The sequence below is a fragment of the Oscillatoria salina IIICB1 genome, assembly GCF_020144665.1.
Taxonomy (GTDB): domain Bacteria; phylum Cyanobacteriota; class Cyanobacteriia; order Cyanobacteriales; family SIO1D9; genus IIICB1.
The window spans coordinates 1-15,159 of sequence record NZ_JAAHBQ010000035.1; the positions used below are offsets into that span (position 1 = coordinate 1).

Consider the following 15,159-nt stretch of genomic DNA (forward strand, 5'->3'; position numbering starts at 1 on the left):
GACAACAACTAGGATTAAAAGGAAAAGAGCAACTATTAGGAGATATTCAAGATGGAAAATTAATTCTCCAACCTGTATCTGAACAAGCAAAAATTATTGAAGAAAATGGCTTATTAGTTGTTGAATCAGAATCAATCGACAACTTAGAAAATATTATCGAACAATTACGAGAAGAACATCTCGACCAATTCTTGTCGTGGTAAAAGTTTTATTTGATACTTACTTATTCTGTTCTCACTCGCATATTTGTAATACCAATTTACTTTAGCTGCACTAAATGAAATTGTGTAGAGACGTTGCATTTTAGTCTCTACAGATGTTCTGTAGCATTCAACCCTAATTACTCTTCGCAAACAAACTACATCAAACCATACTCAAACGACCTCTTTGGGCTTATCATGTTGCCTGACCTTATTTTTAGTAAAATAAACTATGGCACTACCTAACGGCATTGCCTCCGGCGATACAACGCAGAATTCCACTATTCTCTGGACTCGTAGCGATCGCCTCGGCGAAGTTTCCTTTGAATATTCTACCGACCCCAACTTCGCTACCATCATTGGCACAGCAATAGCAAATGTCACCGATACCGACGTTCCTGTCAAGGTAGAACTAACAAATCTTAACCCTGGAACCCAATATTACTACCGCGTTACCGACGCAGACAACATTACCCTCATCGGTGAATTCGATACCGCCGCCGAAATCGGCAACAACGCAGGTTTACGCTTCGGCGTATCGGGAGACTGGCAAGGCGAACTTAGCCCCTACGTCTCAATTCTCAACGTTCGCGATCGCAATTTGGACTTTTTCGTACAAATGGGCGATACCATCGAAGCAGACAGCGAATCTCCCATCTTACCCGGAGTCACCCAAGCCCAAACCTTAGCTGAATTTCGCACCAAACACGAAGAAATCTACTCAGAACGCTATGGCTTAAATCCTTGGGTAGATTTACGCGCCTCTACTACAGTTTACGGCACTTGGGACGACCACGACCTCACCAACGATTTTGCCGGGGGTTCAACTCCGCAACTATCACCCCAGAAACAAGACATTTTCCGGAATGACGCAGGTGCAAATGCCGATTTTGTCAACGATACCCAAGTATTTGACGACGCTTTAGAAGCATTTCAAGACTACAAACCTTTACGAGATGAATTTTACGGCGAAACAGGCGATCCGCGCACAGCAAACGAACAAAAACTTTATCGTTACAACACCTTTGGTAGCGACGCAGCGAGTTATGTTTTAGACGTTCGTTCGTTCCGCGACCAACCCTTACCATTTTTACCAGAAACAGCTTCCGAAGAAGAAATAGAAGCTTATTTACAAGCAGCCTTTGAACCAGGAAGAACCCTTCTCGGAGAAGCCCAAAAAGAACAGTTTAAAAACGACCTTTTAGCTGCCGAAGAATCTGGGATTACCTGGAAATTTGTTATGTCTACTGTCCCGATGCAAAACTTCGGAATTCCCACAGCCGGAGAACGTTGGGAAGGTTTTGCGGCGGAACGAACCGAAATCCTGAGTTTTATCGAAGAAAATGACATTAATAACGTAGTTTTTATTACAGGGGATTTTCACGGTCATGTGGTTAATAATGTCACCTATCAAGAAGAATTTGGCGGCGAACAAATCGAAACTGGCGTATTTGATGTAATGATTGGACCAGTTGGCATACAGCTAACAGTTCCTTTCCTCGAACCGCCGTTTAATGAAACATTTGCGGCACCTTTTGGCGTGGCTACGGTAGGATTTACTCCCGCTTCTTTACTAGCAGAACAAGGTAAATCTAGAGAAGAATATTTAGCTTTAACCGATCGCGATGCACAAAATCAATATGTACGGGAAATCTTAGATTATCGTACCGAAACTTTATTCGGTTACGACCCAATTGGGTTGGAAAATTCACCCATTGATGCGGAGTTATTGCAAGGTTCTTATATCCAAGCACATAATTATGGTTGGACTGAGTTTGAAATTGACCCGCAAACCCAAGCTTTAACTGTAACAACTTACGGAGTTGAACCTTATTCCCAAGCAGAATTAGAAGCAAATCCAGAGACGATTACTTCTCGCGAACCAGAATTATTAAATCAGTTTCAAGTGTTTGCGACTGAGGAAACAGAAACAGTTTTTGGGAGTCCGGAAGCTGATGAATTAGATGCGGCAATTGATGACAATTTTGATGGTAATTTAGACTTAGTTTTTACTGGTGGTGGTGAAGATTTAGTCGATGCGTCGCAAAATGGTACGGGTAGGAGTCGGATTTATAGCGGTAGCGATCGCGATGAGTTAATTGCCGGAAGGCGCGATCGCCTTTTTGGTGGTGAGGGTAACGATATTCTTGATGCTTCTGTGGGTGAAGGGGGAAATCGTCTTTATGGTGGTGTCGGAGATGATGAGTTAGTTGTTAAAGTTAGCGATCGCGCTTTTGCTGGTGAAGGTGACGACACTCTCGAAGCTTCCCTTTCTGAAGGAAATAATCGACTTTACGGTGGTGATGGCGATGACAGCTTTTTCCTCGGTACCGATGATATTTTAGCAGGTGGCGCAGGCGCAGATAAATTCTTCGTCCAAACAGGTGGCGGTAACACTATTACTGGTGGGGAAGACGCAGATCGATTTTGGATCGCTACAAGCGGAACTTTACTCGATCTTAGCGAAGATCCCAACACTATTACTGACTTTGAAGTGGGAACTGATGTCATTGGTTTTGGCGGTGTCTTTGACAATCTTAGTGGTTTCGATGACTTGACTTTTAGCGAAAATAATGGTAATACAACCGTGAGTTTTGGCAACATCAACCTAGCCATTTTAGAGGATGTAACTGCCAACGAACTCAGTGCCGCTAATTTCGTTTTCGACCCAGGTTTAATTGTTTAAATTCCTAATTTTCTAGTTAGAGATGTAGCAATGCTACGTCTCTAAAATTTTGCTAATTTTTCCTAACTTTTTGACTCTACAAAGAAATAAAAAGAGAACTATTTGCAATAGACTGATATCCAGCCAAATTTTATTGATAAAAATTATTATTTAGATATCATCAAACTACAGAATTAGGCAAATTATTATTAATTCTTAACAAGTTAGTTAATTAACAGAACCATAAACAAAATTAAGTATTTTTTTAATTTCAAAATAACTTGTTATTAAACTAACCCTGAAACACTGTTGATGGCAAAAACACAGACGGTAGGTTATTGTCGGTAAATCAAGATCGAACAAATCATCTTGGTAGTTTTTCACAAAAAACTGACTAAACACAGAGGATTTACCGAGCTAAAATCTCCAAAAAATAATTCTACTTGTAACTTTTTTGTCGCCCTAGAATAGTCAGAAAAATCTTATTTCCCGAGATAAAAATATGGTAATTAGCGGCAAAACTTCAGCAGAACAATACGTTGTCAACATCAACGATATCGATCCAGTAACAGGTAAAAATCCCCAATACGATTACATACCTTTACTAACAGTAGGAGACGAAATACCCTTACTAGAAGGAGAACTTGGTAACTTCACCACCAGCGCCACAGAAAATTATGCGATCGCCGGAATTCCAGACGGTTTAGGACATACCCAAATCAACGGACTTAACTACGTCTGGATGAACCATGAAATCTCCTCTGGCGTATACTCTAGTATCACCAGCGATATTACCGTTAATGATGCCAACGGAAATGGCAGAATTGACGCAGGAGAAACCGAAGGTGAAGTCATCAACGGTGCGCGGGTTTCCTTATTTGTTTTCGACGAAAACTGGGACATTGTTGGCGGGAAAAACCTCATCGAAGACGTTGATGTAGACGGAGTTATTTATTCCTTAAATACCGACACTGGTAACTACGAAGATAGCAACGGCAACGTTTTAGAAATGACAGGACACGAGAACTTCTCTCGTTTCTGTTCCGGTTATTTAGCCACCCAAGGTTTTGTAGACGAAAACGGCACTTCTATTCCTCTTTATTTCGCACCAGAAGAAACAGACGACGGTCTAGGAATTGCCGTTTATCCGGATGGAAATGCCAGCCCAATTCTCGGACTTGGAGTATATTCTAAAGAGCAAGTATATGCGGCTTCTGAGTATCGCGCCACCAATTCCGATACTACCGTAATTCTTTCCACGGAAGATTTCAGCAACGGCGAAATCTATATGTATGTCGGCGAACAAACCGCAGCAGATCCTAATGGTTTGAACGACACAACCGACAGTTTGTTTGTACTGCAAGTGGTAGCTCCCGACACTGGGGAAGCTTTCCCTTTGTCGGATATGCCAGAAAACGAAGAATTAATTGCTCGTTGGGTTCCCATTCCCGATGCAATTACCCTCAATCCCGACCCAGAAATTCTCAGCGATTATGTCGATAACGAAGCCGCATATAATAGCGATTTTGATGGAGACGGAACGATCGATGGTCCGGGAGACATCAACAACGATGGAGTCGTCAACGCTTTAGATGTAGTTTCCACTAATTTCCGCCGTCCCGAAGATTTACACGAAGACCCCAATAATCCAGGAACATTTTACTGGGTTAGCACGGGAACCGAGGAAATTGCCGATCCGAGCGATCCTTTTAGGGAAACAGAAGATATCTCGCTAACTGACGATCCTTTTGGTAAATTATTCCGTTTCACGCTTAATCCAGAAGATCCTACTGGTGATGGAACCTTTGAGTTCTTATTAGAAGGCGGACCCGATACTGGAGTCAGCTACGATAACATAGTCGTCGATAACAACGGGAACGTAGTTATTCAGGAAGATCGGACAGCTTTTGGTGCAAATGTCTTATTTGGAGAACCGCCAGTCGGTCGTGAAGGAGAAGAACGCAATGCTCGGATTCTCTCCTACAATATTGCTTTCAATGAAGGTAAACTAGACGACGAAATCACCTTTATTGGCGAACTCAATCAGATCGATCCGGCAGTTGCGACAGATTATGGTGATTGGGAGTCTTCGGGAATTATCGAAATTGACTCTGATGCTTTACCAGGTCGCAGTTCTTACCTCCTTGACGTGCAAGCGCATAGTATTCGGGACGCGATCGCAGAAAATGGTAATATTGTCGGTCGTGGAGACGATGGCGACAGTGTAGAAGATGTTTACTATGATGGCGCTTTCGTTCAAGGCGGTCAGTTGCTTTTAGCTGTACCCACAGAAGAGAGTGAAACAGTTTTCGGTAGTACCGAAGACGATCGAGTAGACGTGGCTGCGGGCGATGCTGATGGTACCAAAGAGTTAATCTTCACAGGTTTGGGTGAAGATCTTGTCGATACTTCTCAAGTTCCTTTTAGCGGTCAAGGTCGTAACCGAGTGTATGCTGGTAGCGATCGCGATGAGTTATTTGCCGGAAGACGCGATCGCCTTTTTGGTGGTGAGGGTAACGATATCCTTGATGCTTCTGTTGGTAGTGGGGGAAACCGTCTCTACGCAGGCGCTGGCGATGACGAACTTTATGCTGGAACAGGAGATCGTCTCTTTGGTGGCGAAGGTGATGACACTCTCGATGCTTCTCTTGGTGGCGGCGATAATCGTCTCTACGGTGAGGAAGGCGACGATACTTTCATCCTCGGAACCGGAGATGTTTTAGTTGGTGGTGACGGCGCTGACAAGTTCTTTGTTAGCGAAGGCGGAGATAATCAAATTACAGGTGGCGAAGGTGCTGACCAATTCTGGATCGCTACTAGCGGTACATTTGCCGACGCTGAAAACGAAATTACCGACTTTGAAGCAGGTTTAGATGTGATTGGTATTGGCGGTACATTCGCAGGTTTGGATAGCTTTGATGATTTTGACCTGAGCGAAGCTGATGGTAACACAACTGTGAGCTTTGGCGATCGCGACTTAGCTACCTTCCTGGGTATCGGTGAAAATGAGCTTAGTGCAGCTAATTTCGTGTTCGATCCCTCTGTGACTGTTTAAATTTCAGTAAACAGCACATTTCCTTATAGTTTAGAGACTGCCTGGGCAGTCCCTAAACTAATTTTATTTTTCACCTAGATCGAGAATCATCTTTTGCTAACTTTATCCAGTATATTTATTTACTTAACTATGTGAAAATAATTACCCAAATAGCCAACCAAGACCAGGAAAACCAAAATCGAGTCAAAAATCTCATTTTTGTTGAGAAAGAAGCAACTGCGACTTGGCGTCAGGGTCAAAAATTAGTTACTCTCTACCAATAGTGAGTGTATTTTGCTACCACTAACAAGCGATCGCGCGAACTTGCTCCGTAATATTTCAAAGTTAGCGAGAAGATATTAAGGAGTGGGAGTAAGCTTAAACACGGACAAATCAAGAATCTTACTCTTACCACAACCGATCATTTTCAGCAAGAGAGGAGAGAAAACTAAATGGCAATTATCAACGGTACTGCTAACGGCGACGAACTATTTGCCGAAAGTACAGGTGACGAATTATTTGGCTTGGGAGGAGACGATACCTTAGATGCCGCAGGCGGTTCCGGCAATAATACCCTGAGAGGAGGTGCAGGTAACGACGAGTTATTTGCAGGGGTAGATGACTTTTTATTTGGCGATGAAGGTGATGATACCCTCGAAGGTAGGTCGGGTTCGGGAGGAAGTCAACTTGATGGAGGAGAAGGTAACGACTTTCTCTTTGCGGATAGCGACGACGAATTAATTGGTGGAGACGGTAACGATCGCCTTTTTGCTGGTTCTGGTGATGCTACACTCACAGGTGGTACGGGTGCTGACCAATTTTGGCTGGCGATCGCCGAATTACCAACTTCTGCTAACATCATTACCGACTTTACCCCAGGTGAAGATGTTTTGGGAATCGCTGGGTTAGAACCAGATTTAGCTGAGTTTGACGACCTGAATATTACTCAAGAAAATGGTAATACTGTCATCTCTACAACTGGTGGGACAGAATTAGCGATCCTCGAAAGTTTCACCGACGAACTCGACGCAACCGACTTTGTTTTCAACAATCAAACGGCTGAAAATCAACCACCTGTAGCTGAAGATGCGACTTTTACCGTCGCCGAAAATAGCGCCGTAGGAACCTCAGTAGGAACAGTAACGGCTGAAGACCCCGATTTACCGCCTGATGCGACTCTCAGCTACGCAATTACCGCCGGAAATCTCGACCCCGACGGAGATGGAACTGCTGCTTTTACAATTGACCCAGATACAGGTGAAATTACCGTCGCTGATGCAGGAGATTTGGACTTCGAGACTACTCCCAACTTCGATCTAGAAGTAACAGTCACCGACCCAGAAAACTTAACCGACACCGCCGACATTACCGTTAATCTTACCAACGTTGTCGAAACAGTTACTCTCGAAAGCCCTAGCGAGAACAATATTTTCAGCTTCGCTGGTGACGAGGAAGATGTGAACCTGAAATTTACTGTTTCCGGTGATGCCGGATTTGTCAACGAAGTTGGTTTATACTTTGTGGACGATGCTGAAGGTACGATCGATGGTATTGCCCCAGGAGAAGCAGGTTATACCCAAGCAGCCTTAGAAAGGTCGCAAACTATTGCTTCCTTACTCGACAATAATTCTAGAGACTTCTTTAACGGAGACATCTTCAGCGAAGCACAATCTCGTATCCTCAACCTAGACAGCGATCGACGCTTTGGCTTCTACCTCGTCCAAAATAGCGATACAGATACCGTTTTAAACGCCCTAGAAGCAGGTACAACACCGCCAAACGTTTATTTTGGTGCCGCCGACAATGCAGACGGCTTCTTGCAGCTAGACGACTTAACTGCTGGCGAATTTACCCTTAATTGGGACGACTCACCCCTCGGAGGTGACGCAGACTTCGACGACGTACAAGTCAGTTTTGAAATAACTAACGAGGAAGTCCCCCTAGGTAGCGATTTACAAGGTACTCTCGATTTAATTGACTTCCGCTCCCAAGCAGGTGAATTACTTAGGACAGATATCGTCGCTTCCCAAGACGCAGCCCTCAACAACCGAGGCGGTTTATATATCGTTCAAGATACCTCTGGTAGCGTCTTAGACCCCGTTACAGGTCAATTAATCGCCCCAGGACAAGCAGGATATCGCGAAGCCGCTTTAGCCAACAGCGCTATCGAATTTGACCGTATCGACCCCGATACAACGATCTTACCTGGAGGTTTCTTATACGCACCTTATTTATTAGCTGGAGGTGACGAAGAAGCTGCTTATTTTGCATTCGCAGAAGCTAACCCAGGTGGTATTGACCATGTCCGCTTACTCGATGACAATACCTTTGGCTTTGAAGATACTGCTGGTGGTGGAGATTTATCTTTCAACGATTTTGTCTTCTCCGTCGATGCTTCAGTAGTTTAGAGGGAAAATCTTCCGGGGATTGGGGAAAAAGGGGATTTTTGCTTCTTTGCTTAATCCAACCTTAATCCCAAATCTCCACTCATCAACCTAAAATATTGGGGACTGGTGATTGGGGATTGGGGACTGGGGACTGGGGACTGGGGACTGGGGACTGGGGACTGGGGACTGGGGACTGGGGACTGGGGACTGGGGACTGGGGACTGGGGACTGGGGACTGGGAAACTGGGGACTGGGGACTGGGGACTGGGAAACTGGGAAACTGGGGACTGGGGACTGGGGGACTGGGGACTGGGAAACTGGGAAACTGGGGACTGGGAAACTGGGGACTGGGGACTGGGAAACTGGGAAACTGATAACTGGTAACTGATAACTGGTAACTGATAACTGGTAACTGATAACTGGTAACTGGTAACTGTTCACTGATAACCCCAATCCCGTTAATAGTGTGAGGAGTAAAAATAATGGCTACAATAACTGGAACTGCTAATAATGATGAATTATTTGCCGAAAACACGGGCGATTTATTACAAGGTTTAGCTGGAGATGATATTTTAGATGCTGCCGGGGGTTCGGGAGATAATACCCTTAGCGGTGGTGTTGGTAACGATGAGTTATTTGCGGGGACAAATGACTTGTTACAAGGTGATGAGGGTGATGATACTCTCGAAGGTAGGTCGGGTTCGGGAGGTAATACCCTTGAAGGTGGGGATGGTGACGATCTTCTCATTGCTGGTAGCGATGATGTTTTAATTGGTGGAGAGGGTAGCGATCGCCTTTTTGCTGGTTCTGGTGATGGCACTCTCACTGGGGGTGCAGGTAACGATCGATTCTGGCTTGCAACTGCGGAATTTCCTTCGTCAAGCAACGTTATTACAGATTTTGATTCAAATGAAGATATCTTGGGTATCGCTGGTTTAGAGCCAGATGTGACGAGTTTTGCTGACTTGGATATTACTCAAGAAAATGGCGATACTATTATTAGTGTTGATGGTGTTGAACTCGCTACTTTAGAAAATTTTACCGGACAATTAACCGCAGATGATTTTGTCTTTGGAAATGAAGAACCAAATGAGGAAAATAATCCTCCCGAAATTGAAGATGCGAGTTTCTTTATTTCTCCTGATGCAGAAGAAGGGACAGTTATAGGAACAGTAATCGCAACCGACCCCGATAACGACGAACTTACTTACGAAATTACGCAAAATACTGACCCCGATGGAGATGGAGAAAATACTTTTACAATTGATGCTGACACAGGGGAAATTACGCTTCTCGATCCTGGCGATCTGAGTATTAATCCTAACAGTAATTTAGAGTTAGAAGTAACTGTAACTGACCCTGACGGTGCTGACGATACAGCGACGGTGACAATTACCACTTCGACAGCACCTCAACCCAGTAATGCAATTACTTTAACACCAATTGGCACTTACGCCACGGGAATTTTCGACGAAGGTGCAGCCGAAATTCCTGCTTATGACCCAGAAACACAAAGATTATTTGTTGTCAATGCTAATAGCGCCACAGTTGATATTATTGACATCAGTAATCCGAGTAATCCCAACTCAAATCCCCTCGAAGAAACGCAAGAAGTACCACCAATTGCTGATACTCCTGCAACCGGGGATGTAGTTGCGACAATTAACGAAAATAACGTCCTCAAAGTAACAGGAATTTATCAGAATTTATCTAGCGATTTATTCTTTGTGGGTGGAGAAGATGCGCTAGGAAATCCCGAAAGTGCAATTCACATTCACTTAGGAGAAGCGGGGGAAAATGGACCAATTGTTTTTAACTTAAATATTGCAGATAACGAAGACGGTTCAGGTACATTTAGCGGAGAATTTGAATTAACCAACGAACAAGTAGAACTATTCCGCGAAGGTGGTTACTACGTTAATTTACACACAGAAAACAATCAAAGCGGAGAACTGCGATCGCAACTAACTCAGTTCTCAATTGATGTTACCTCTTTTGGTGCAGTCGCGAATAGCGTCGCGGTACAAAATGGTATTGTGGCTGTAGCGGTAGAAGCTGAGGATAAAACTGAACCAGGAACGGTAGTTTTCTTAGATACCGATGGAAATTTCCTCAACTCGGTGACAGTGGGTGCATTACCAGATATGCTCACCTTTGACCCCACGGGAACCAGGGTATTAGTAGCTAACGAAGGTGAACCTAACGATGACTATAGCATCGACCCCGAAGGTTCAGTAAGCATCATCGACATTTCCGGTGGTGTGGAAAATCTGACTCAAGCAAATGTGATTACTGCTGACTTTGGTGATTTTAACGACCAAAAACAAGCTTTAATCGAGAAAGGAGTCCGGATTTTTGGACCAGACGCTACCGTAGCCCAAGACTTAGAACCAGAATACATCGCAGTTAGCGAAGATGGTAGCACCGCCTACGTTTCCCTGCAAGAAAATAATGCCTTAGCAGTAATTGAAGTAGCAAGCGGTGAAGTTCTCGAAATTGTCCCTCTGGGATATAAAGATTACAGTAAAGGACAACCGAGTTTAGAAACCTTCGCTTTTGATAACTTACCCACACTGGGAACAACCTTAGATGGGGAATTTATTGACTTAAGCGGATTTTCCGGCTTATATTATCTTGGCGAAGATAACGAAGGTAACTTAGAATTTATTACAGTCGGCGATCGCGGACCCGATGCAGGAACCGCAGATGTAAATAATGATGGTCAAGAGGAACGAATCTTCTTACTCCCAGACTATCAGCCTCGCGTCGTTCAATTTACACTAGACCGAGACACCGAAGAAATTACCATTACCGACCAAATTTTCCTCACCCGCGAAGATGGAACCACACCAATTACAGGTTTACCCAACATTCCCGGTGTAGACGAAATCCCAGCCGACCTTGACGGTAATTTACTTGATTATGACCCATTCGGAGCCGACTTAGAAGGTATTTTAGTCGATCCGGCTGGCAATTACTGGATGGTAGACGAATATCGTCCCGCAATCTATCAATTCGACGAAAATGGTGTACTTTTAAATCGCTACATCCCCCAAGAAACAACAGGTGGAGAAGAAATAAGCGAAGTCTTCGTTTTCGGTGACAGTCTTTCCGATACCGGAAATTTAGCCGATTATCTAACCAGCATTGGTGGAGAAGTTCCCCCAAATTACACCAACGGACGTATTTCTAACGGACCAATCTGGATCGATCTTCTCGCATCAGAATTAGATATCCCCGACGAAGATATTACTAATTATGCCGTTGTCGGAGCAACCACAGGACGAATTAGCACTGATTTCACCGATGGAACTCCCAACTTAGAATACGGTTTACTCGACCAAATTGACGACTTTGTAGCAGAAGTTGGTACAGGTGCAGATCCAAATGCTTTATATTTTATGTGGATTGGTGCTAACGATTTGTTAGGACTACCATTTAATCCGACTGTTGACCCAGAAGTCGCAATAACTCAAAGTGTAGATAATATCGAAAATGCGATCGCAACTCTGACCGCAAATGGCGCAGAAAATATTATCCTAGCTTTAACCCCCAACACCGGACGCTTACCATTCGCAGCGCAAAATAACATTACCACCGAGTTAGCTCAATTGAGTGTTGCTTTCAACACCGAACTAACCGCAGAATTCGCAGACAACGAACAAGTCACCCTCATCGACTTATTCATCCCCATCGAAAACGTCGCTGCTAACCCCGCAGCTTTCGGCTTTTCTAATATAACCGACCCCCTCTTTTTCACCGAAAATCCCACCTCTCCCCCCGAAGAATACTTTTTCTGGGATAACGTTCACTTTACAACTCAAGGTCACGCAGTTTACGCCGATCTTTTTCAGCAAACACTAGCAAACTTGGGATTTGGTGATTACGGAAGCGAAACTTTACCCCCAGAATACGCTAATCGTCGGGAAAATCGGGGTTTTGAAGCAGTAGCATTAGACACGGATGACAACATTCTCTATGCTTTCATTCAAACACCTTTAGCCAATCCCGATCGCGCAACTTCTGACGAATCTCAGGTAATTCGCATCCTCGGTATCGATCCTACCAATGGAAATCCGGTAGGTGAATACGTTTACCTCCTCGAAGACCCAGAATTTCGCCCAGGCGGTCGAGTTGATAAAATAGGTGATGCTGTCTATGCTGGTGACGATACTTTCTTCGTCATCGAACGAGATGCAGATTTTACCGAGACAGCGAAGAAGTTTGTCTTTGAAATTGACCTTGAAGGTGCAACTAATGTTCTGGGAATGGAGTTTGAGAATGGAGAAACCCTCGAACAACAAACTCCCGATGAGTTAGCAGAGTTGGGAATTAACCCAGTTAATAAGGTAAAAGTCACCAATTTACCGAGTCTCGGTTATTTACCCAGCGACAAACCAGAAGGATTAGCATTATTAAGCGATGGTACTCTTGCTGTTCTCAACGATAACGATTTTGGTCAAGTTGAAGGAACCGAAGCAATTGAACTCGGTTTGATTTCCTTCCCCTTGGGAAATACTCTCGATGTCAGTGACGAAGATGGGGAAATTAACCTCGCTAATTATCCAATTTTCGGGATGGTACAACCCGATGGAATCGATACTTTTGCAATTGGGGGACAAACTTACATCATTACTGCGAACGAAGGTGACGCTCGCGATTATGATACTTTTAGCGAAGAAGCACGAGTAGCGGATTTAGTTTTAGACCCCGAAGCGTTTCCTAATGCGGCTGAATTACAGCAAGATGAAGTATTAGGACGATTACAAGTTACCACCGAATTAGGAGATATTGACGATGATGGTGACTATGACGAACTGTATGCTTTTGGTGGGCGATCGTTTTCAATTTTCGACGAATTTGGTAACTTAGTCTTTGATAGTGGTGATGATTTTGAGCAAATTATCGCCCAACAGTTACCGGAATTTTTTAATAGCGATAACGACAATAACGACTCGTTTGACAGTCGCAGCGACGCAAAAGGACCCGAACCTGAAGGAGTAGTTACTGGAGAAATTGAGGGTCGCACTTTTGCGTTTATTGGTTTGGAACGAGTTGGTGGGGTAATGGTTTATGAAGTTACCGACCCACAACAGCCGGAATTCGTCCAGTATATCAATAACCGTGACTTTAGTGTTGATGCAGAAGCATTTACTGCTGGCGATTTGGGACCCGAAGGTTTACTATTTATTTCTGCTGAAGATAGTCCCAATGGTGAACCTTTGTTAGTTGTCGCTAACGAAATTAGCGGTACAACTACGGTATATGAAATTGCTGTGGATGGGGAAGGAAATCAACCCCCAGTTATTACTGAAACAAACTTCACAGTTGCCGAAAATAGCGCTGTTGGTACAGTTGTGGGAACAGTAACCGCAACTGACCCTGATGTTGATGATACTTTAACTTATGAGATTACCGACGGAAATCTTGACCCCGACGGTGATGGAGTAGATGCTTTTGCAATTGATGCAGATACGGGGGAAATTACCGTAGCTGACGCTGACGACCTTGATTTTGAAACCACACCTAACTTTGAATTAGAAGTAAGCGTCACCGATGTAGGAGGTTTAAGCGATACTGGTGAAATTGACATCAATTTAACTAATGTAGTCGAACCAGTTACGCTAAACTCACCTAGCACTAATAATATCTTTAGCTTTGCTGGGGATGAGGAAGAGGTTAATTTAGAGTTTACTGTTTCTAGCGAAGCCGGATTTGTCAACGAAGTCGGTTTATACTTGGTAGACGACGCGAATGGTACAATTAATGGGATTGCACCAGGAGAAGAGGGTTATTTAGAAGCAGCGATCGCATCCTCCCAAACCATCGCATCGTTACTCTCCAAAAACTCCCAAGACTTCTTCAACGGAGACATCTTCAGCGAAACACAATCTCGCATCCTCAATTTAGATAGCGACCAACGTTTCGGTTTCTACCTCGTCCAGAACAGTAGCACCGATGAGGTGATTAATGCTCTAGAAGCCGGAACAACGCCTCCAGATGTCTTTTTTGGCGCGATCGAGGATTCAGACAGCTTCCTGCGCCTAGAAGAGTTAACAGAGGGGACATTTGGTTTGTCCTGGGATGATATTCCTGATGGTGGTGATAATGACTTCGATGACGTAGAAGTAAGTTTTGCGGTCACTGATGAAGAAGTACCATTAGGTAGCAATCTGCAAGGTAATGTCGATTTAATTGACTTACGCGATCGCGCAGGTGAATTAGTCACCGCAGATATAGTCGCTTCCCAAGATGCAGCCTTGAATAACCGAGGTGGATTGTATATAGTTCAAGATACCTCTGGGGCTGTTTTAGACCCGATTACAGGTGAATTAATTAACCCAGACGAAGCAGGTTACAGCGAAGCGGCGATCGCTAATAGTGTAGTAGAGTTTGACCGTTTCGATCCCGAAGCGCTAACCTTACCAGGAGGATTCCTTTTTGCACCATACTTATTAGCAGGAGGTAGCGAAGAATCAGCTTATTTCGCTTTTGCTGAAGCTAATCCCGATGGTATTGACCACGCACGCTTACTCGATGACAATACCTTTGGGTTTGAAGATACTTTTGGTGGTGGAGATTTCTCGTTTAACGATTTTGTCTTCGCTGTCGATTTATCTGTAGTTGCTTAAATAGGGACTAGGGACTGGGGACTGGGGACTGGGGACTGGGTAACTGGGGACTGGGTAACTGGTGAGTGGGTTATCAGTTATTACATTCAACAGTTAAAACCTTATGAGTCGATGTTTCCCAATCACCAATTCCCAATCCCCAGTTAGCAGTTAGCAGTTACCAGTTACCAATAGATATTGGAGACAAAAGCAATTAGGGAATAAATTGTTCACTGGTCACTGTTCCCTGGTCACTGTTCAC

General features: G+C 44.0%; 5 protein-coding genes. All 5 read left to right on the forward strand.

The window, feature by feature from the left end:
- Window positions 1-203: hypothetical protein (locus tag G3T18_RS11970; protein ID WP_224410789.1), on the forward strand; the 203-nt coding region annotated here is incomplete at its 5' end.
- Window positions 204-432: 229 nt separating this feature from the next.
- Window positions 433-2,886: an alkaline phosphatase D family protein gene (locus G3T18_RS11975; RefSeq protein WP_224410790.1), complete on the forward strand. Its 2,454-nt coding sequence runs from the start codon at window positions 433-435 to the stop codon at window positions 2,884-2,886.
- A gap of 481 nt (window positions 2,887-3,367) precedes the next feature.
- Window positions 3,368-5,920: an alkaline phosphatase PhoX gene (locus tag G3T18_RS11980; RefSeq protein WP_224410791.1), complete on the forward strand. Its 2,553-nt coding sequence runs from the start codon at window positions 3,368-3,370 to the stop codon at window positions 5,918-5,920.
- 431 nt (window positions 5,921-6,351) lie between these two features.
- Complete coding sequence (locus tag G3T18_RS11990; protein ID WP_318013958.1) at window positions 6,352-8,307, forward strand: cadherin domain-containing protein; 1,956 nt, start codon at window positions 6,352-6,354, stop codon at window positions 8,305-8,307.
- Between the two features lie 461 nt (window positions 8,308-8,768).
- Window positions 8,769-14,918, forward strand: coding sequence for a choice-of-anchor I family protein (locus G3T18_RS11995; protein WP_224410792.1), 6,150 nt, complete (start codon window positions 8,769-8,771; stop codon window positions 14,916-14,918).
- The last annotated feature ends 241 nt before the right edge of the window (window positions 14,919-15,159 follow it).